The 22,348-nt window shown below is 47.3% G+C and carries 13 protein-coding genes and 1 tRNA gene; 11 read left to right on the plus strand and 3 right to left on the minus strand.

Annotation, left to right across the window (positions count from 1 at the left end):
• The first annotated feature begins 28 nt into the window (after positions 1-28).
• From EYA81_RS07805 to secDF, 3 genes are all read left to right on the plus strand, one after another.
• Positions 29-1,129: an endonuclease/exonuclease/phosphatase family protein gene (locus EYA81_RS07805; protein WP_117600125.1), complete on the plus strand. Its 1,101-nt coding sequence runs from the start codon at positions 29-31 to the stop codon at positions 1,127-1,129.
• A gap of 41 nt (positions 1,130-1,170) precedes the next feature.
• Positions 1,171-3,255, plus strand: a complete 2,085-nt coding sequence (locus EYA81_RS07810; RefSeq protein WP_131225594.1) for a M3 family metallopeptidase — start codon at positions 1,171-1,173, stop codon at positions 3,253-3,255.
• 83 nt (positions 3,256-3,338) lie between these two features.
• Entirely contained in the window at positions 3,339-6,338 is a 3,000-nt protein-coding gene (gene secDF, locus EYA81_RS07815; RefSeq protein WP_129643589.1) for a protein translocase subunit SecDF, read from the plus strand.
• Positions 6,339-6,433: 95 nt separating this feature from the next.
• On the opposite strand, the gene EYA81_RS07820 is transcribed toward secDF, so the two are convergent.
• Both EYA81_RS07820 and EYA81_RS07825 read right to left on the minus strand, forming a co-directional pair.
• Entirely contained in the window at positions 6,434-8,095 is a 1,662-nt protein-coding gene (locus EYA81_RS07820) for an IS1182 family transposase (protein WP_131225595.1), read from the minus strand.
• 123 nt (positions 8,096-8,218) lie between these two features.
• A tRNA-Arg gene (locus EYA81_RS07825) sits at positions 8,219-8,290 on the minus strand.
• Positions 8,291-8,455: 165 nt separating this feature from the next.
• Between EYA81_RS07825 and EYA81_RS07835 the strand changes: the two genes are divergently transcribed.
• The 8 genes from EYA81_RS07835 (at position 8,456) to EYA81_RS07875 (ending at position 21,701) form a co-directional block, all read left to right on the plus strand.
• A complete protein-coding gene (locus EYA81_RS07835; RefSeq protein WP_131225596.1) occupies positions 8,456-10,303 on the plus strand; it encodes a 2-oxoacid:acceptor oxidoreductase subunit alpha in 1,848 nt (615 codons plus the stop codon).
• Between the two features lie 99 nt (positions 10,304-10,402).
• A complete protein-coding gene (locus tag EYA81_RS07840; RefSeq protein ID WP_131225597.1) occupies positions 10,403-11,407 on the plus strand; it encodes a 2-oxoacid:ferredoxin oxidoreductase subunit beta in 1,005 nt (334 codons plus the stop codon).
• A 649-nt stretch (positions 11,408-12,056) separates the two neighbouring features.
• Entirely contained in the window at positions 12,057-15,437 is a 3,381-nt protein-coding gene (locus EYA81_RS07850) for a SusC/RagA family TonB-linked outer membrane protein (protein ID WP_370293396.1), read from the plus strand.
• A 31-nt stretch (positions 15,438-15,468) separates the two neighbouring features.
• On the plus strand, positions 15,469-17,151 hold the full coding sequence (locus tag EYA81_RS07855; RefSeq protein ID WP_117964645.1) for a SusD/RagB family nutrient-binding outer membrane lipoprotein: 1,683 nt from the start codon (positions 15,469-15,471) through the stop codon (positions 17,149-17,151).
• 300 nt (positions 17,152-17,451) lie between these two features.
• The gene (locus tag EYA81_RS07860) at positions 17,452-18,960 is read left to right on the plus strand and encodes an amino acid adenylation domain-containing protein (RefSeq protein ID WP_117964643.1); all 1,509 of its coding nucleotides are present in this window, start codon (positions 17,452-17,454) and stop codon (positions 18,958-18,960) included.
• A gap of 8 nt (positions 18,961-18,968) precedes the next feature.
• Positions 18,969-19,211 (plus strand): acyl carrier protein, encoded by a 243-nt coding sequence (locus EYA81_RS07865; RefSeq protein ID WP_005830717.1) that lies wholly within the window; start codon positions 18,969-18,971, stop codon positions 19,209-19,211.
• A 3-nt stretch (positions 19,212-19,214) separates the two neighbouring features.
• Positions 19,215-20,600, plus strand: coding sequence for an MBOAT family protein (locus tag EYA81_RS07870; RefSeq protein WP_131225599.1), 1,386 nt, complete (start codon positions 19,215-19,217; stop codon positions 20,598-20,600).
• A 12-nt stretch (positions 20,601-20,612) separates the two neighbouring features.
• Positions 20,613-21,701, plus strand: a complete 1,089-nt coding sequence (locus EYA81_RS07875; RefSeq protein WP_117600083.1) for a histidine kinase — start codon at positions 20,613-20,615, stop codon at positions 21,699-21,701.
• On the opposite strand, the gene upp is transcribed toward EYA81_RS07875, so the two are convergent.
• Positions 21,644-22,303 (minus strand): uracil phosphoribosyltransferase, encoded by a 660-nt coding sequence (upp, locus tag EYA81_RS07880; protein WP_005830723.1) that lies wholly within the window; start codon positions 22,301-22,303, stop codon positions 21,644-21,646. The genes EYA81_RS07875 and upp overlap by 58 nt on opposite strands.
• Positions 22,304-22,348 lie beyond the last annotated feature (45 nt).

The following is a 22,348-nucleotide window of genomic DNA, read 5'->3' on the forward strand; positions in this document are numbered from 1 at the left end:
TTTCACCTTTCAATTTTCAATTATTATAATGAAGTATTTAGGTAATTTTGTCGCCCTCCTGATTTTGGCGGTCAATGCCTTGTTTACGGGCTTGCTACTGTTTACCGCCTATAGTCCGCACATACAGCCGGTCACACATCCGGTGCAGTCGTGCCTGGGACTGACATTTCCCGTTTTTCTGATGATAAATATAGGCTTCTTCATCTTTTGGCTGGTCATCCAGCGTTACAAAACCGCATTGCTTCCCTTGATAGGATTACTACTTTGTTATTCACAGACACGCACTTATCTGCCCATCAACTTTCATACAAACAAGTTGCCTGAAACAAGTTTCAAATTACTCTCATACAACATCATGGGATTTGACGGAGCCATCAAGCAGAATGGCAAGAATCCCATACTGACTTATTTAAAAGAAAGTAATGCCGATATCCTCTGCCTCCAAGAATACTCCACGACAGAATCATCCCGGCACCTTTCGCAAAAAGATGTGGAACAGGAACTCAAGGCATATCCATATCACCGCATCAACACGGTGGGCAGGGAAAAAGGGCATACCAACAAGATAGCATGTTATTCCAAATATCCGATTCTCTCGGCACGTGTACTAGATTATTCCAGCGAGTACAACGGTTCGGTACTGTATGAAGTAAAAATAGGAGAGGATACAGTCACCCTCATCAACAATCATTTGGAGTCCAACAAATTGACCAAAGCCGATAAAGCCGTGTACGAAAACATGCTGAAATCCCCTGAAAAAGAAAAGGTGAAAAGCGGTATGCGCCTGCTCATACGTAAATTAGCAGAGGCATCAGCCATCCGCGCACCGCAAGCTGACACGATTGCACACGAAATAACAGCTTCACCACATCCTTGTATCATTGTATGTGGCGATTTCAACGACACCCCCATCTCTTATACTCATCGTACCATCGCCCAAAATCTGGACGATGCATTCACCAAATCAGGACGGGGATTAGGAATTTCTTACAATCAGAACAGATTCTATTTTCGGATAGACAATATATTGACCAGCAAGAACCTGAAAGCCTACAATTGTACAGTAGACCGTTCCATCAAGGATTCAGACCACTATCCGATATGGTGTTATATCACCAAAAAGAATTGAGAATTGAGAATTAATACTTAACATTTAATACTTAGAAAACAATGTTCAAAAAATGTATTCTAATTTTAGCAGCAAGTTGTATGATGTACTCCTGTGCCACCCAGACGGAAAGCAATCCGTTCCTTACCGAGTTTCAAACACCCAATGGAGTGCCTCCATTCGATAAAATCAAGTTGGAGCACTATGAACCCGCATTCCAAAAAGGTATAGAAGAGCAGAATGCCAATATCCAAGCCATCATTGCCAATACGGAAGCTCCCACTTTCGAAAATGTCGTTGTTGCTCTCGACAACAGCTCCCCAACTCTGGACCGTGTAGGCGGTGTATTCTTCAACCTGACGGAGGCCGAAACTACCGATGAACTGACAGCCCTTTCCATGAAACTGGCCCCGACATTGGCCGAACACGAAGACAACATCTCACTCAATCAGGAGCTTTTCAAGAAAATAGATGCTGTCTACAATCAGAAAGATGCTCTCGGTCTGACCCGTGAGCAACAAAGACTGCTGGAAAAGACTTATAAGGGTTTTGTCCGTTCCGGCGCCAATCTTCCGGCCGACAAACAAGCCCGCCTGCGCGAAATCAACAAGCAGCTTTCCACGCTCGGAATCACGTTCAGCAACAACATCCTGAACGAAAACAACGATTTCAAGCTTTATGTAGAAAAAGAAGAAGACCTCGCCGGACTTCCCCAATGGTTCCGCGAAAGCGCCTTGGTCGAAGCCCGTGCCACCGGACAAGAAGGCAAATGGCTGTTCACCCTGCACAATGCAAGCCGCCTGCCTTTCCTGCAATATTCAGCCAACCGCCCGCTGCGCGAGCAGATGTACAAAGCCTACATCAACCGTGGCAACAACAATGACAAGAACGACAACAAAAAAATCATTGCCGACATCGTAAGCCTGAGACTTGAAAAGGCGCAATTGCTGGGATTCGATTGTTACTCCAACTTTGTATTGGACAATACAATGGCAAAGAATTCCGCTACCGTGATGGACTTCCTCAACAATTTATGGAGCTATGCACTCCCCAAGGCAAAAGCCGAAGCAGCCGAGCTGCAAAAGCTGATGGACAAGGAAGGCAAAGGAGAGAAACTGGAAGCATGGGACTGGTGGTACTACACCGAGAAACTGCGCAAAGAAAAATACAATCTCGAAGAAGAAGAAATCAAGCCCTACTTCAAGCTGGAAAATGTACGCGAAGGCGCCTTTGCCGTTGCCAACAAGCTCTATGGCATCACACTGACTAAACTCGAGGGCATCCCCGTCTATCATCCCGATGTGGAAGTGTTCGAAGTGAAAGCCGCCGATGGCTCACAACTGGGCATTTTCTATGTAGACTACTTCCCCCGCCCCGGCAAGAGTGGCGGAGCATGGATGAGTAATTACCGTGAGCAACAAGACGGCGTACGCCCATTGGTATGCAACGTATGCAGCTTCACCAAGCCGGTAGGCGGCACTCCCTCCCTGCTGACTATCGACGAAGTAGAAACTTTGTTCCATGAGTTTGGCCATGCTCTGCACGGATTGCTAACCCAATGCCAGTATAAAGGTACTTCAGGCACCAATGTCGTACGCGATTTCGTGGAACTCCCCTCCCAAATCAACGAGCACTGGGCCACCGAACCCGAAGTGCTGAAAATGTATGCCAAGCATTACAAGACTGGCGAAGTCATCCCCGACAGCCTGATTGAAAAGATACTGAACCAAAAAACGTTCAATCAGGGTTTCATGACTACCGAGTTGCTGGCCGCCGCCATCCTCGACATGAATCTGCATAACCTGACTGACACCGAAGGTCTTGATGTCGTTGCATACGAAAAAGAAGCAATGGACCAACTGGGGCTGATTCCGGAAATAGCTCCCCGTTATCGTACCACGTACTTTAACCACATCATTGGCGGCTATGCGGCAGGCTACTACAGCTATCTCTGGGCCAATGTTCTAGACAATGATGCCTTCGAAGCCTTCAAAGAACACGGTATCTTCGACAAGCAAACAGCCGACCTTTTCCGCCAAAATGTTCTGGAAAAAGGAGACAGCGAAGACCCGATGACTCTCTATAAGAACTTCAGAGGAACTGAGCCTCAATTAGACCCGATGTTAAAAAATCGCGGTATGAAGTAAGATTTGTGAAAAAAAAGCTATATTTGCAGCCTTGTATGCAACAGAATTTAATTAAAAAGTAATCATAATAAACTAAAAGTAACATGCAAAACAAAGGATTTGTAAGGGTTTTTGCGATATTGCTCACACTGGTGTGTGTGTTCTATCTCTCCTTCTCTTTTGTAACTCGCCATTACACAAGTAAGGCCAAAGAGTTTGCAAAAGGCGATGTGAAAGTAGAGCAGGACTACCTCGATTCTCTGGCTAATGAGAAAGTGTATTTTGGCAATTGGACGCTGAAACAATGTCGTGAGATGGAGATCAGTTTAGGTTTGGACTTGAAGGGCGGTATGAACGTCATCCTTGAAGTATCCGTACCCGATGTCATCAAAGTATTGGCTGACAACAAGACTGACGAAGCATTCAACCAAGCATTGGCCACTGCCGCCAAACAAGCTACCACAAGCCAGGATGACGTGATCACCTTGTTCGTCAGAGAGTATCACAAGCTTGCTCCGGGTGCTCCGCTGTCACAGCTGTTCGCAACCCAACAATTAAAAGACAAGGTAACTCAGAAATCTACCGACGCAGAAGTTGAAAAAGTATTGCGCGAAGAGGTAAAGGCGGCTGTTGAGAATTCCTATAATGTACTCCGTACCCGTATTGACCGTTTCGGTGTAGTTCAGCCTAACATCCAAAGTCTGGAAGACAAGATGGGGCGCATCATGGTGGAACTTCCGGGTATCAAAGAGCCTGAACGTGTAAGAAAATTGTTACAAGGTTCCGCCAATCTGGAATTCTGGGAAACATACACAGCAAAAGATGTTACTCCTTATCTGCAAGCTGCCGACACCAAGTTGCGTGCCATCGTTGCAAGCGAAACTCCGACAGAAGAGGCAGACAGCGCAGCTACCGAAACTCCTGCCGTAGCACAAGCTACCAGCACAGCCGACAGTCTTGCCGCTGCTTTAAAAGGCGAAAACAAAACACAAGCTGTTGACCTTGCGCAGATAAAGAAAGAACACCCGCTGTTCGCCATCCTGCAGGTCAACCCCAGCGGGCAAGGTCCTGTTGTTGCTTATGCCAACTACAAGGATACTGCTGAAATCAACAGATACCTTTCCATGCCGGAAGTTCAGGCCGAAATGCCGAAAGACTTGCGTCTGAAGTGGGGCGTATCTCCTTATGAATACGATCCGAAAGCCCAGACTTTCGAACTTTATGCCATCCGTTCTACAGAACGTAACGGCAAGGCGCCTCTGGAAGGTGATGTAGTGGTTAGCGCCAAAGACGAATACGACCATTACGGTAAACCTGCCGTAAGTATGTCTATGAACACTGACGGTGCCCGCCGTTGGGCTCAGCTCACCAAACAGAATATCGGCAAAAGCATTGCTATCGTGCTGGACGGTTATGTTTACTCAGCACCGAACGTAAACAATGAAATCACGGGCGGTAACTCACAGATTACCGGTCACTTTACTCCGGAACAAGCAAAAGACTTGGCAAACGTGTTAAGATCAGGTAAGATGCCGGCTCCTGCACACATCGTACAAGAAGATATCGTAGGTCCTTCACTGGGACAAGCTTCTATCAATGCCGGTATCATGTCATTCATCGTAGCATTGATTCTGCTGATGGTTTACATGTGCTCTATGTACGGATTCATTCCGGGTATGGTTGCCAACGGTGCTCTGGTACTGAACTTGTTCTTCACATTGGGTATCCTTTCTTCTTTCCAAGCAGCATTGACGATGTCCGGTATTGCCGGTATGGTGCTGGCACTGGGTATGGCTGTAGATGCCAACGTATTGATTTACGAACGTACCAAAGAAGAACTCCGTGCAGGCAAGGGTGTAAAGAAAGCATTGGCTGACGGTTACTCCAACGCCTTCTCTGCAATCTTCGACTCCAACTTGACGTCTATCATCACCGGTATTATCTTGTTCAACTTCGGTACAGGTCCTATCCGTGGTTTTGCTACTACATTGATTATCGGTATTTTGATTTCGTTCTTTACTGCCGTATTCATGACGCGTCTGTTCTATGACCATTTCATGAGCAAGGACAAACTCCTGAATCTGACATTCTCTTCCAAGATTTCAAAGAACTTGATGGCGAATGTACACTTCGACTTCATGGGTAGAAACAAATTGTGGCTGACCACTACTGGAGTTATCATAGTTATATGTATCGCTTTCCTCGCTACCCGCGGATTGAGCCAGAGTATCGACTTCACTGGTGGACGTAACTTCAAAGTACAGTTTGAGAATAAGGTAGAGCCGGAACAAGTTCGAGAGCTTATTTCCAGTAAGTTCGGTGATGCCAATGTCAGCGTTATCGCCATCGGCACGGACGGCAAGACAGTACGTATCAGTACCAACTACCGTATCGAAGAAGAAGGTAACAACATCGACTCTGAGATCGAAGCATACTTATACGAAACATTGAAACCGTTGCTGACTCAGAACATCACTTTGGAAACCTTCATCGACCGCGAAAACCATACGGGCGGAAGTATTATCAGTTCCCAGAAGGTAGGTCCGAGTATCGCAGACGACATTAAGGTTTCAGCCATCTGGTCTGTTGTACTTGCATTGATTGCCATCGGTATCTATATCCTGATCCGTTTCCGCAATATTGCATACAGTATCGGTTCAGTATCCGCATTGGCTTGTGATACTATCATCATCCTGGGTGCCTACTCCATCTGTTGGGGCTGGATGCCGTTCTCTCTGGAAATCGACCAGACCTTTATCGGTGCCATCCTGACAGCTATCGGTTACTCTATCAACGACAAGGTGGTAATCTTTGACCGTGTACGTGAATTCTTCGGTCTCTATCCGAAGCGTGACAAGTTCCAGTTGTTCAATGACTCATTGAATACAACTTTGGCACGTACCATCAATACTTCACTGAGCACCTTGATTGTGTTGCTGTGCATCTTCATCCTCGGTGGTGATTCCATCCGCAGCTTCGCATTCGCCATGATTCTGGGTGTTGTATTCGGTACACTGTCTTCTCTGTTCGTTGCATCTCCTATCGCATATCTGTTGATGAAAAACAAGAAAGGTACTGAAGCAGCTGTAGAAGTAGCCAAATAAAAATTTAGACAAAAAACTATAAACTAAAAAGAGGTTGTGTCAAAACGTTGGCACAACCTCTTTTATATTTTAAGTTCTGCTATATTTTCTTTTGGCTATGCTACTTTTTCCTCATGCATTTGGCAGCAAGTTGCTATATTCCAATTATATCGGGTTATAAATAGTCCCATAAACAAATATTTGGCAACTGTAATGAGCCCCTTTCCTTCTTTTATCTGTTTAGCACACATTTTTTTGATATTAAAGGCTATAGCAAAGAAAGCAAAGTCCATTGTAACCTTGTCTTCTCCCACATGCCGGAATCTTCTGTATGCCATGTTGTATTTCATTTGTCCAAACACAGCTTCTGGTTCTATACACCTCCTGCCTCTATGCTTGATACCTTCTTCTGAGAGCAACCTTTCCCGTGCCTGCCGTTTGTATTGATTTAATCGGTGGTTGACTTCTATAATACGGTTCCCCCGAGCTTTAAAACAACTGCCACGCAAAGGGCAACCTTCGCATCTTTTTGCTTTATACCGGGCACTTTCGGTGATGTATCCGCTCGCTGTCTTGTCACGTTTGGTTCCTATACGGTTCATGTGCTGTCCCATAGGACAAACGTAATAATCCTCTTGGGCATTGTAATGGAGACTTTCGGCATGGAACGGGTTGGGAGTATAACGGGGACGCTGTTCTTTATGGAAGTAATTGTACTTGATGAAGGTTTCTATCCCATTCTCCTGCATGAACCGGTAATTTTCTTCCGAACCGTAACCGGAGTCTGCCACGCAGATATTCGGTAAACGGTTATAGCGGTACTGGAAAGAGTGGAAAAAAGGTATGAGGGTCAGTGTATCGGTAGGGTTGGGAAACAGACGGAAGTCTGTGATAAATTGGTTTTCAGTACCTATTTGCAGATTATATCCGGGTTTGGTCTGCCCGTTCTTCATGGCATCTTCTTTCATGCGCATGAATGTGGCACCAGGATCGGTCTTGGAATAGGAGTTACGTTCTCCAAGGGTATCAAGGTGATTGTCATATTCTATCAGCTTGTCACGATACCCTTCAAGTTCCCTGACCTGCTTCTTCTTTTTGCGCAGGGCTTTCTTTTCTTCCTTATCCTTTGTTGCAGGCTGGCGTTCCAGGGCTTCTTTAAGTTCATCCACTATGTCAGAGAGCCTGCAGGAAGTAAACTCCACGGATGTGTCTTTTATAGAGTTCTCCTGTGCAATGGTTTCATCCACCTGCTCCAAGAGAATACGGATTTTATCCATTAGTCTCGTACGGTTCCGTTCGACTGTCTTGCGCCAGACAAAAGTATATTTGTTGGCTTTGGATTCAATCTTGGTGCCGTCAATATACTCCACATCAAGGCTGATGAAACCTTTATCGGCAAGGACAAAAATCAACTGGGTAAATACATTATTTATTTCCTCCTTTACACGGTTACGAAAACGGTTGATCGTGATAAAATCCGGATGCTCATTACCGGCAAGCCAAATATAATGAATGTCACGAAGGAGGTGCTTCTCTATTTTACGGCAAGAATAGATATTATTCATGTAGGCGTAGATTATCACCTTAAGCATCATTTTAGGATGATAAGGACAACGGCCCGTTTCCTTATAAAGCTTCTTGAAACTCTCAAGATTGAGGTTGTCAATAACAGCATTCACGATGCGGACCGGGTCGTTCGCAGCTATGTTTTCATCAATTCTTTGTGGAAAAAGAACGGTTTGGTTGGGAATGTAAGGACGAAAATGTAACTTTGCCATAACGAAAAACTTTATGCCTAAAGATACGAAAACTTTGGGTAATAACAAAGCCCGGGCTTGAGAAAGTCTGGGCTTTGCGCATAAAAAAAGGCTGTGTCAGCATTTTGACACAACCTCTTTTTGTAGTCTCGCCGGGAATCGAACCCGGATCTAAAGTTTAGGAAACTTCTATTCTATCCGTTGAACTACAAGACCTTTTGCATAGATTCTGCATATTGCAGTAGATTGCGAATGCAAAGATAATGTATTCTGTCGATTTTCCGAAAAAAGTTTTGTTAATCCGATTAACTTTACGAAATTTGTCGGTCAGTGATAGAATACAGTAACCCCCAAAAATTAATCTATAGTAATTCGTAAGTTATGGCAAACGACATGATGGTCAAAGAACTGGAGCAAGTGGTAGTCCGCTTCTCCGGAGACTCCGGCGATGGTATGCAGCTCGCCGGCAACATCTTTTCAACAGTTTCGGCTACCGTGGGCAATGATATCAGTACATTCCCCGACTATCCGGCAGATATCCGCGCCCCGCAAGGTTCACTTACCGGTGTTTCCGGTTTCCAAGTACATATCGGTGCTGAGAAAGTCTATACCCCGGGTGACAAATGCGACGTATTGGTAGCGATGAACGCCGCCGCACTGAAAACCCAATATAAGTTTGCTAAATCCACTGCTTGTATCATTATCGATACAGACGCTTTTCAGAAATCAGACCTGGAAAAGGCGGCTTTCAAGACCGATAATCCGATAGAGGAAATGGGTATTAAGCAGGATGTCATCGCCGCCCCCATCTCAAAGATGGTGAAAGACTGCCTTGCCGACACCGGAATGGACAACAAATCCATGCTGAAATGCCGCAACATGTTTGCAGTAGGTCTGGTATGTTGGCTGTTCAACCGCGACCTAAAGATAGCCGAAGATTTCATCCGCGAGAAATTCGCCAAAAAGCCCGAAATTGCCGAGGCAAACATCAAGGTTATACATGCAGGATATGATTACGGACACAACACCCATGCTTCCGTAGCCCACACATATAAGATTGAAAGTAAAACCACCGTTCCCGGCAGATACATGGATATCACGGGTAACAAAGCTACTGCTTACGGCTTCATCGCCGCAGCTGAAAAGGCTGGCCTGAAGCTGTTCCTCGGCTCCTATCCCATTACTCCGGCAACCGATGTACTGCACGAACTCTCTAAGCACAAGTCTCTGGGCGTGATGACCGTGCAGTGTGAAGACGAAATTTCCGGTTGCGCCACTTCTATCGGCGCCGCTTTTGCAGGCGCGCTGGCTGTGACCTCCACTTCAGGTCCCGGTGTCTGTCTGAAATCGGAAGCCATGAACCTGGCAGTCATTACAGAACTTCCGCTGGTTGTGCTCGACGTGCAACGTGGCGGCCCTTCTACCGGTCTGCCCACCAAGTCAGAGCAGACAGACTTGTTACAAGCACTGTTCGGCCGCAACGGTGAAAGCCCAATGCCCGTCATCGCTGCCTCTTCACCCACAAACTGTTTCGATGCAGCCTACATGGCAAGCAAGATTGCATTGGAACACATGACTCCGGTCGTATTGCTGACCGACGGCTTTGTTGCCAATGGTTCCGGCGCCTGGAAGCTGCCCAAACTGGCAGACTATCCCGCCATCACTCCTCCCTATGTGACTCCCGAAATGAAGGACAACTATACTCCGTACAAACGCAATCCTGAAACGGGTGTCCGCTACTGGGCCATCCCTGGACAAGAAGGCTATATGCACATCCTCGGAGGTCTGGAGAAAGACAGCAATACCGGTGCCATCTCCACCGATCCCGAAAACCATAACTTGATGTGCCACCTACGTGCCGAGAAGGTGGCCAAAATCCCCGTACCTGATGTAGAAGTGCAAGGCTGTGCAGACGATGCCGATTTGCTGATTGTCGGTTTCGGCGGTACATACGGCCACTTGTATTCGGCCATGGAAGAGATGAAGAAGGCAGGCAAGAAGGTTGCCCTCGCCCACTTCACTTATCTAAACCCACTCCCCAAGAACACGGAGGCTGTTCTGAAGAAGTACAAGAAGGTGGTAGTTGCCGAACAAAACCTCGGACAATTTGCCGGTTATCTACGTATGAAGATAGACAACTTCACCCCGTACCAGTTCAACGAAGTCAAAGGACAGCCGTTCGTCGTTGCCGAGCTGGTGGCAGCGTTCAATAAATTAATTGACAATTGACTGTTAACTATTGATAATAACCATGCGTAATATGCGGATTATCAATGACCAACCACCAATTATCAACTATCAATTATCAACTATCAATTTAAAAAGATTATGTGCGAATATACAGCAAAAGACTATAAAAAAGGACAACCTCGTTGGTGTCCGGGTTGTGGTGACCACTTCTTTCTGGCCTCACTGCACAAAGCAATGGCAGAAATCGGCAAAGCTCCTTGGGAGAATGCCGTCATCTCAGGTATCGGCTGCTCCAGCCGTCTGCCCTATTATATGAATACGTATGCGATGCAGACCATCCACGGACGTGCTGCTGCCATCTCTACAGGTGCCAAGGTTGCCAATCCCAACCTGACGGTATGGCAAATCTCCGGCGACGGTGACGGTCTGGCCATCGGCGGTAATCACTTCATCCACGCCGTACGCCGTAATATCGACCTGAACATGATTCTGCTGAACAACCGCATCTACGGTCTGACCAAAGGTCAATATTCCCCGACCTCTCCGCGTGGTTTCGTCAGCAAGTCGTCTCCCTACGGTACGGTAGAAGATCCATTCCACCCGGCAGAGCTTTGTTTCGGTGCCCGTGGCCGTTTCTTTGCCCGCGCGGTAGCTACCGATGCTCCGGGGACAGTGGAAATATTGAAGGCAGCCATGGCTCACAAAGGGGCTTCCGTTTGCGAGATTCTGCAAAACTGCGTTATCTTCAATAACGGTACGCATGACTCCGTAGCCAAAAAGGAAGACCGCTCCAAGAATGCCATCTACCTGAAACATGGCGAACCGATGTTCTTCGGCGAGAACAACGAATACGGCCTGATGCAGGAAGGCTTTGGTCTGAAAGTCGTGAAACTCGGTGAGAACGGCATTACAGAGAAGGATATCCTCATCCACGATGCCCACTGCATGGACAACACCCTGCAACTAAAGCTTGCCCTAATGGAAGGTCCCGACTTCCCGATTGCACTCGGTGTTATCCGCGATGTGGAAGCTCCTACTTACGACGATGCCGTTCATGAACAAATCGAAGAGGTGTCTGCCAAGAAGAAGTATCACAACTTCGAGGAGTTATTGATGACGAACGATACGTGGGAAGTAAAATAAACCACTAAGATTTTTGCATAAGTTGCTTCCACACTTCCACTCATCTGCCGAAATTTCTTATCCAACGGCATTTCAGATGCTGTGGAAGCAACTCAAAAGTATGGAAGCGCATTTTGCTTCCACACTTTTGAGTTGCAATATTAATAGCTTGTATCATTTCTTATTAATATTATGTTTGCACGAAACAAATAAGGTGCAAACATGATATTAATTTCCCAAAAGTAAGAGTACCTACCTATCCTTTCTCTCACAAACCGCAGGCTGATGGTTCCTTCGTTCGAGTAATCCTTCCCAGATAAAGGTCAAAAGCACTCCCACCCTGAAAAGAAAATGCAACCACTGCAACTGCACCAGATTTTATTACAGCGATAGAACATACCTCCGACGAACAAGGCTACCAATAAGGGCCGACAACAAGACTTCAAGGGAAGAGAAGGAAATTGTGGAATACCTACTGTGGATTTTTTCCACATCTCCACACCACAAACACCCGAACTTCCCTTTTCCCAATTAAAAATAAACGATTGATTATCAACATTATTCATCCTTGAAAGGATAGCTTGCCTTTCGTTTGGCATATCTCTTGCTAAAATATCCGCCGAAAGGACGTAATATTTATAATAAGATAAATCAATTATTTTTCAGTAGTATGAAAATCAGGATGAGAAAACGGTGTGACATTCCACATTCAGTGTCGCACTTCCAAAAAAGTTTGATTATTGCAAGTTGGTTATTAGCATTTCTTTTCACCGGAACAGCCTTCGCACAAGAAAACCGAACCATTAAAGGCATTGTGAGAGATGTAACAGGAGAACTGCTTATCGGTGCCAGCGTCATACAGAAAGGTACCAACAACGGCGTCATTACCGATGTGGACGGCAACTTCACACTGACCGTTCCTGCAGATGCAACACTCTCTATCGCTTACATGGGCTATGCCACCCGGGAGATAAACCTGGCAAAACGAAAAAAGCAAGGCGACCTGAAGATTACACTCAGCGAAGATACCCAGCAACTGAAAGAAGTCGTAGTAACGGCAATGGGTATCAAAAAAGATACGAAACGTGTCGGTTATGCCATCAGTACCATCAGTGCAGACGAATTGGTAAAGGCAGGAGCACCCAATTTTGCCTCTGCCATGTACGGTAAAGCACCGGGAGTCCGCATTACACAAACACAGGGCGGTTCTGCCGGAGCTGTCTCCATCAACGTACGCGGCCTGACCTCTATCACTGGAAATAACCAGCCACTCATCATTCTGGACGGGGTACCCATCCGCAACGGCGGCACGGGCAAAAGCACGGACTTCGCTGAATTTGGCAACGACGGACAAATCCGTTCCAATGGTCTGGTAGACATCAACCCAGAGGACATCGAGAGCCTCAGTATTCTGAAAGGAGCTTCCGCCACAGCTCTCTACGGCTCGGAGGCTGCAAACGGTGCGGTAGTCATCACCAGCAAACGCGCCAAAAGTGGCAAGCTGACGGTGGACTTCAATGCCCAAGTCATGGCAAACTTACCGGCTTATCTGCCAAAAGTACAGACCGTATACGGGCCGGGAACCTACAACACCGCATACAGCGATTATGAGAAACAGACGGGAGGCTTCTATCAGAGAACCCTAAACGGACAAAGCTACAAAAGCCTCCGTTCCACCACCTTGTCCTTCGGCCCGAAATACGACGGTAGCGAGGTACTTTACTGGGACGGGAAGATGCGCCCCTACCAGGCACTGACCGACAACCCGTGGAAAGAGTTGTTTCGCACCGGCTGGACCCAGACTTACAATCTCGCCATCTCACAAGGGACGGAAACCACCAGCAACCGCTTCTCCTACACATTCATGGACGAGATTCCCAATGCCTTGACCGGAAGCTTCACCAAACACAACTTCAAGCTGACCGGTTCGTATCAACTGGCGAAACCGCTGAAACTGGAATACTCCCTTAACTACATCGTACAGAATGTAGAAGACCGTCCGCAAACCTCGCTCAACCTATACAGCGGTTTCGGCAACATGTTCTCCACCTTCCTGGACATTCCCTATCTGAAACAAAGCTACGTCACCAGTCTGGGATACCGTAATACCTTTGTCGGAGGAAACGCCACGCTGACTCCTGAGGAATCATGGGCCTACGACCCCAGTTACGCCACCGGAGTGAACAACATGCTGTGGAATATGTACCATCACCATAGCGACGAGACAGAGAATCGGCTCATCGGTATAATTCGCCCCACCTGGCAGATAACCAACTGGCTGAGTCTGCGCGCCCAGGTTTCAACTGATATCACAGATGTGAAGCAAACACTGAAATATGAAAGCGAACAACCCAATTCCCTATACGACCCCAACGGTAGCTTCCAGTCCATCAACCGCCGTTACGACATTGTCTATGGAGATGTTATGTTGAACTTCAACTATAATATCAACCGCTTCGACATTGCCGCCACCGTAGGCTGGACCGGACGCTACGAAAATATGAACAATATGAGGGTCTCCACCAATGGCGGGCTTGTCACGGAAAACTGGTTCGACCTCAATGCCAGCCGCTACACGCCAAGCAGTACCCTGCAACGTATGGAACTACTGAAAACCGGCTATATGGGTACACTGAGCCTGGGATGGGACAACTATCTATTCCTTGAACTGACCGGACGCCAGGAACGCTCGTCTACCCTAAAAGACCAGAGCTTTTTCTATCCTTCCGCTAATCTGAGTTTCCTCTTCACCCAAGCCTTCCACATGCCGTCATGGTGGAACTATGGAAAACTGCGCCTCTCATACGGTATCGTAGGAAATGCTCCTGAAACCTATACCGCCAATATCGTCTACGAGCAAGGTTCAGACAACGGATTCACCTGGAACACCATTCCCTCTTCATGGGGGAATGCAGATATCCGTCCGGAAAAGAAGTACGAATACGAGATAGGTCTGGAAAGCAAGTTTTTAAACAACCGGTTGGGTATAGATATATCCTACTACAACAACCGTGTAAAGGACCAGATACTCTCCACGCCGCAACCTTCCACATCAGGCGTAAAGAATGTGTTGATGAATGTGGGCGAGGTAGCCAACCACGGCTGGGATATATCAATCAGTGCCACTCCCATACTGACCAGAGATTTCCGCTGGGACCTGACAGCCAACTATGGTGTATATAAGAACAAAGTGGTGAAACTGGCCGATGGAGTGCCCTATCTGGAAATACTCAACTCCGGAGGCAGTGGAATAAAAATACAAGCTGTGGAAGGCCAGCCAATGGGTGACATCTATGCGCAGGTTCCCCAGGTGAACGAAAACGGTGAGTACCTCGTTTCCGATAAAGGTCTTTACCTCAACCAAACCGAATTGCAGAAAGTCGGCAACATCAATCCAGCAGGCGTAGGAGGTCTATTCAACTCTTTCTCCTACAAGAATGTATTCCTCGATTTCAGTATCGACTTCCGCATCGGAGGAGATGTCATCAACGAAATGAACCAATATGCCACCGCAGTGGGTCTGACACCCGAATCCCTAAAGTACCGTGATACGGAACACGGCGGACTATCCTATTACTATCCGGGCGACAACAATTCCAGCGGAATTCCGGTACAAGTAGACCCTTCCACGGGTGCCGGCCCCAACGGAGAGATAATCTACCACGACGGCATCATTCTTCCGGGTGTAGTGGCCTCCACTGGCGAAAGAAACACACGTATCATTCCGGCAGGCTATTACTACAACACCACCTATAATTGGGGAACGGAGGCCGAACAGCTGACATACCGCCATTCGGTATTCGACAATTCTTATGTCAAACTGCGTGAATTGACCATCGGCTACCAATTTCCCGAAAAGATGATCTCCAAACTGGGACTGGGCCGGCTGAGTGTGTCGGTCTTCGGACGTAATCTCTTCTACTTCTACAAAGCACTGAAAAACTACGATGCGGAGTCGTCCGTCGGAACATCCTGGGCCAACCAGGCTACCGTGGGAAGTTCTACCACAGCTACCCGCAGTTTCGGTGTTTCACTTCGTGCAAGTTTCTGACAAAACAACCATCCAAAAAACAACAAAGAGTATGAAAAAGACAAAGATATTATCTCTTGTTTCATTGGGAGCATTCCTCTTGACAACATCAGGCTGTACGGATTATGACTTCGACAGCAAATACGAAGACCCCTCCAAAGTAACCCAAGTCACCATCAGTAATCTGATGGTAGGAGTCTTCCAAAAAGTAAAGGACTATGATGTTTACGAATACAACCGGTTCTTCGGATTCGATTCACAGTTTACGGGCAAGTATGCACAAACCTTCGGCTACTCCAACACTACGGATATGTATACCCCCGGCTATATACCCGCTATTGACGGACAGTGGGACAATGTGTATTCGGCACTGGCCCAGTTCCGTAAGCTGGAATCTCTCTACGAGGAAGAAAGCGCGGCAGAACAAGCCCAGGACGAGGCATTCTATCTTGCCGCCAAAGTACAGTTGTACGATTTCTTTGCCGCCACAGTGGACGTTTTCGGGGATATGCCTTTCTCGGAAGCTTGCACGCTGCCGCTTACCAACGATGTAGGTAAATCGTATGCTCACTATGACAAGGCCGAGAATATATATAAAACCATTCTTGACGAGCTCAAAGAAATTGCTCCGCGGTTCCGCTCCATCCCCACACCGAGGAACTTCAATACACAAGACTTTATCAACAACGGGGACATGGACAAATGGGAACGTTATGCAAACTCCTTGCGCCTACGCCTTGCCCTGCGCGTAGCCGCGCAGGGAGACTTGCAGGCGGAAGGCCGTACCGCCATCAAGGAAATCCTGGAAAATCCGTCGGCCTATCCGTTGATAGAGGAACAAGAAAACAACATTCTCATTGTCAACCAGAAGTCTGGGCAACTGAACTTCACCGCAGGCCACGGACTGGGTGACTGGGTAACCAACCGACTCGCTTCGGGCGCCATCATCGACCGCATGCTGGGCCATGGCAACTATGATATGACCAGCAATGACCCACTGAGCGGCGTTTATGTGAAAGGAGAAGACGACCCGCGCATCCTGCTCAACTTCAATCCCGTGAAGATTACCAACCAAAACACCGGTCAATTGGACGAGCACCGTTATCTGGGCACAGACCTCACCGTGGCGGATGAGCTGACGGAATATTACAACTCGCAGGCACAAGACGAAGTCAATACCAGCAACACCGGTTTCTCACAAATCACGCAGAAAGGTTTCTTTTGGGAAAACGATAAATTCGACATGCTGATAATGGCCTCACCCGAAATCCATTTCCTGAAAGCGGAAGCCTATGAAATGGGGTATGGAGTGGCAAAGAATGAAGCGAAAGCGGAAGAAGAGTTCAAAAAGGCTGTCGGCCAGTCCATCACGCTTTACTACTATTACGATTCGGTAAGTACGGGTGAAAACGCACGCCGGTATGATGCCCCCACTGCCGAAGAAACAGCCTCTTTCGCTGCTGCCAAATGGAACAGCACGGAATATGCAGACAAGCTGGATGCTATCATTACCCAAAAGTGGCTGCATTTCGGTTTCCTGGCCAGTCGCGAGGCATGGAGTGACATCCGACGTACCGGTTATCCGTCCGGCCTGGTCTTCCCCGAAGTGGCCGGTACCATCACAAATGTGCCGAACCGCTGGAGATACCCGAATACGGAAGTCAACTACAATCCCTACTATAAAGAGGTGTCAGCCGAAGACACTTACTACCACAAACTGTTCTGGGCAAAATAAGGACTTTGTTTGCAAACCCATTCTGCCCGGAGAGTGTACTATAACTCACCACGGAATTACACGGATTAACACAGATTATCTTTGGAGTTCTGATAATAAAGAACTTTTAGTTATGTTAATCCGTGTAATTCCGTGGTGAGTATGTATTTGCCTCTCAGTTTCTTTTATTCCGAACTATATCCTTCCTTTTTAGAAATCTTAAGGATTGCCCGATAGGGAGATTGCAGGAAACCACTGTCTTTAATGAACGACGGATAAACATCGCTTCCGCAAAAACTGAACTATAACATAACGGAGTAAATGAAAAAACATTCAAATGACTTGATTGGCGACATCGTGAAAGCCTTCGGCAAATATGCCGACCGGCCGGCATTCGTCATCGAAGACACTGCCTGCACTTATGGAGAGCTGGCAACTTGCGTACAGAAAATATCCTCCCTATTCAAGGACAGAGAAGACAAAATTATCGGCATCGTCGCAGAAAACAGACTGGAAACATACGCATCCATACTATCTGCACTGATTTGCGGAAAGGCATACGTCATCCTCCATCCTTCCTACCCCAAACATAGGAATGACAGAATTGCCGGCTTAGCAGGCATCCGCCTCGTGCTGCATACCGAGAATATCCATGTCTTGAACCTCGACACCCGGAATCTGGAACTGATATGCACCTCCGAAATAGAGCAGGCAGAGAACTCCACCACGTTCCATGCCGCAGAAGACATCCTCCATACGGCAGAAGAGGAAAATGCCTACATTATCTTCACTTCCGGAAGCACGGGCGAACCCAAAGGAGTGCCCATCTCCCGCCGCAACCTGAATGCTTTCTATACCGCCTATCACCGCCTCGGCTGGCAACTGGACGGGAACGACCGGATGCTGCAGATGTTCGAACTCACTTTCGACGTTTCCATCGTATCCTTTCTGTATCCGCTGACGCTGGGTGCTTGCATATACACCGTTTCTCCGGAAGGCGTGAAATACATCAACGTAATTGAAACTCTGGAAAAATACGACCTGACCTTCGCTGCCGTAGCCCCTTCACTGCTCCAGCTGCTACGTCCCTATTTTCCGGAGATACACCTTCCCGCACTGAGATATCTGGTGGTTACTGCCGAGGCATCTGACGCGGAGCTGTTGGGTGCTTTCAGAAAATGCGTCCCCAATGCCTCTTTCATAAACCTATACGGACCGACAGAGGGAACCATCTACTGCACTGCCTATCGGATACCCGTCACCTCCTGCAAGCATCACAACGGCATGGTCGCCATCGGAAAGCCTTTCGAAGGCATCGATGCCCTGATTATGGATGCAGACGGCCGCCCGCTGCCTACCGGAGAAACCGGTGAACTATGGATTAGCGGCAATCAAGTGATGGGCGGCTACTGGAATGCTCCCGAAAAAAACGGAGAATGCCTCGTAGAGACCGCCAATGGAAAAGTATACTACAAAACAGGAGACCTCTGCCAAATGGACGCCGACGGCGACATCATTTATTACGGACGAAAAGACTCACAGATAAAGATACAAGGGTTTCGCATTGAGCTGAGCGAGATTGAACATGTGGCAAAAAACTTTTTCAACGGTGAATGCCGTATAGTCGTCATTCCCAAATACGACAACGACAACCAGTGCGAACTGCATCTCGTCGTAGAGAAGAAACAGCTCGACAAACAGCAGATAGAGGAATATCTGTGTAGCAGGCTTCCCTACTACATGATTCCCAAGCATATGCATTGTCTGGAACAGTTTCCGCTGAACACCAGTAGCAAAACAGACAGAAAGAAAATACAAGAACTAATTTAAACTTGACAATGGATACACAGACTATTTTGAATGAAATGAGCCTCATCTTTCGGGAGGTACTGAAAAGAGAGAACATCGTACTTGACAATGAAACCACCGCCCAGGATGTAGAAGGATGGGATTCACTGACCAACATGCAACTGATAAACAAGATAGAGAAGAAATTCAATGTACGCTTCACCTTCAGAGATATTGTAAAACTCAAAAACGTGGGAGACATCTGCCATGCCATTTTAACCAAAACCAACTAAGAAATGTCATTCATATCCCTGAACTTCGTCGTACTGTTTGCGTGTACTTTCATTCTATACCATACGCTTCCTTCACGATTCAGAAAAGCGACCTTACTGACAGCCAGCTGCCTCTTCATAGGCTTCTACCACCTCGCTTTTCTGATAACGGCCCTCATCCTCACGCTTACCACCTTCTACCTTGGCAAATGGATAGGACAGGCCAAGCGGGAAAGCGGCATGAAGGGAATTTATTTTTCAGGTGTGTGTTTTCTGGTTGTAAGCTGGTTGGCATTCCGGTATGCCGACCGGCTTACAGACTGCCACATTCTCTTTCCACTGGGAATCTCTTTCTATACTTTCCAGGCCATTTCGTACCTGACAGAAATCTACTGGCAAGAAGAACCGGAAAAGAGCCTGCCCGACTTCATGATATACATGCTCTTCTTCATGAAGTTCCTTTCCGGTCCCATAGAAAGAGCAAGTGACATGCTCCCCCAACTGAAGTCCTGCAAAGCTACGGACTATACATCCATGGTCTACGGAATGAGATTGATTGTCGTGGGACTAATAAAGAAACTGATACTGGCTGACTCCATCGCCCCATACATAGACGGTGTCTTCGGGTCGGTATACACAGCCTCGGGCGTGCAATTGCTGATGGCATGCCTCCTATATCCGATAGAGCTGTATGCCGACTTCTCCGGATATACCGACATCGCATTGGGAGGAGCGCGCATGCTGGGATTCAAGCTCAGCCCAAACTTCAACCGGCCGTTCATTGCACAGACCACTGCCGACTTCTGGCGCCGATGGCACATGTCGCTTTCATTCTGGGTACGCGACTATCTGTACCTCCCGTTGTCCTCGAGCCTGCGTGGATGGGGACAATGGGGCGTATTTCTAAGTCTGGCGCTGACCTTTACGGGACTGGGTATCTGGCATGGTGCCGGATGGAACTTCGCTGTCTACGGACTAATTCAAGGTGTCATCATTTTCTACGAGATGAAGACCACAGCATTTCACCGCAGACTGAAAGCCCAATTGGGAAGCCGCTTATATGCCACATTATCCGTCGTAAGGACCTACCTACTTTTTGCTGTATCTCTGATATTCTTCCGGGCAAGTTCCATGGCCGAAGCGTTCCACTACATCAGCCACCTCTCCTTCGGCGTACATTACAGTTGGAAGGAAATGAACATCGGAATGCCGGACCACAACAGCATTGTGGCAGGAAGCGCACTCGTACTGATATTGGTTTACGAATATTTCATGTCCAAGCATGATTTGCTGGAAGCCCTCGGACGACAGCCGACAGCCGTAAGATGGAGTATCTATTATCTGCTCGCCATAATACTTTTCACACTGGGACAGTTCAACTCGGACAGCTTCATATATTTACAATTTTGACAATAAAGACACATGATGAAGAAAAACAGCGAACGGAACGCAGCCATACGTTTCATGAAAAAGCTCTTTATCCTTTTTATCCCTTTTATAGCCCTACTGGCAGTCTATTTCCTGGACGACCCTTTCATGGTCCTGAAGAACTATGAACGATACGACCAAACCCCGGTTGTACTAAACGAAGGGTACGTGGGGTGGCAGATGTATCTGAACAACCGGGATACCATCCCCATCGACTCCTATATCATGGGAAACTCCTGCACTATGGCTTATCAATGCCATGAATGGGAGAAATACCTCCACGGCGGAAGGGCCGTACGGCTATTCGGAAATGCCGAAAGCCTCGCCGCCGTCTGCCTGAAGCTGAGGGCACTGGACAAGGCAGGTGCAACAATCAAGAACCTGCTGCTGATTATCGACAAGGAATCATTGCACAACGACCGCTGCCTGACCGGACATTCCAACATTCTGCCGCCCGCCATATCGGGAATAAGCAACTTCAAGTTTCAGAAGGAATTCTGCCAAGCCTTCTTCTACCCGAACTTTCTCTTCCCCTATCTGGACTACAAGCTGTTCCATACCTATCGCCCTTACATGAAAGGGATTATAAACCCCTATGGCTCCACCCGAAACCCGGTAACCAATGATGTGCTGAATCCCAGAGAGAAAATGATAAAGGAAGAGGGAGATAAGTACTGGGAAAACCGGAAAGGAGAATTCACCAAAGAGAAAATGAAGAATTATAGAGACGGGAAATACCGGGAAGCCCCCCAAGTGCTCAGGGAAAAGCAAATCAGCTTGTTGCAGGAAATAAAGTGGATTTGCCGGAAGCATGATACCGATGTGAAAATCATTATCAGTCCCGACTACCTGCAGGTCAACATAAACCCTGCCGACGTAAAGACGCTAAAGCGCTTCTTCGGAAAACGGAATGTGTTTGATTTCACCGGTATCAACGAATACACGGAAGACATCCACAATTATTATGAACCGGGTCATTATAGGCCCGCACTTGGGAAAAGGCTGATGGAAAAGATATATGAACCTTATATCTTGTCACCGAACGCCAAATCTCCGGCATCTCCCAGCCCGGGAACGATATAGGAATGCTCGTTCATCTCCGGGTCGATTGCTGCACACCACAAGGTCACTTCATCTCCAGGGAACAGCTTTTCCAGATGCTCTACGCCCTGCTGGCTGGCTATGACACAAGCTATCTGCAACTTGGCCGGCATCCCCTTGGTGACGAAGGCCTTCCAGGCCAATTCCATACTTTCTCCCGTGGCAAGCATCGGGTCTACAATCAATAATGTCTTCTTGGACAAATCCGGAGTAGCGATGTATTCGATGTGTACATCCACCGTACGGCATTCCTTATCCTTATAATAACGGTAAGCGGAAACAAAAGCGTTCCCGGCATGGTCGAACATATTCAAGAATCCAGTATGCAAAGGCAATCCGGCACGGAAAACAGTGGCAATCACCACCTCGTCATCGGGTGTGCTGACCGACGCCACCCCCAAGGGAGTCTGTACCTGCTTGACAGAATACGTCAGTTCCTTACTCATTTCATACGCCATTATCTCTCCAATGCGTTCAATATTACGGCGGAAACGCATACGGTCGCCCTGGACTGCTACATCACGAATTTCCGCCACGTATTGGTTCAAGACAGAATTTGTCTCGGCAAAGTTGATAACCTTCATAACTATAAATGTGCTAATGTGCAAATATGCTAATGTGCAAATGTG

It is taken from the genome of Bacteroides sp. A1C1, from assembly GCF_004328515.1.
Classification (GTDB): Bacteria; Bacteroidota; Bacteroidia; order Bacteroidales; family Bacteroidaceae; genus Bacteroides; species Bacteroides uniformis.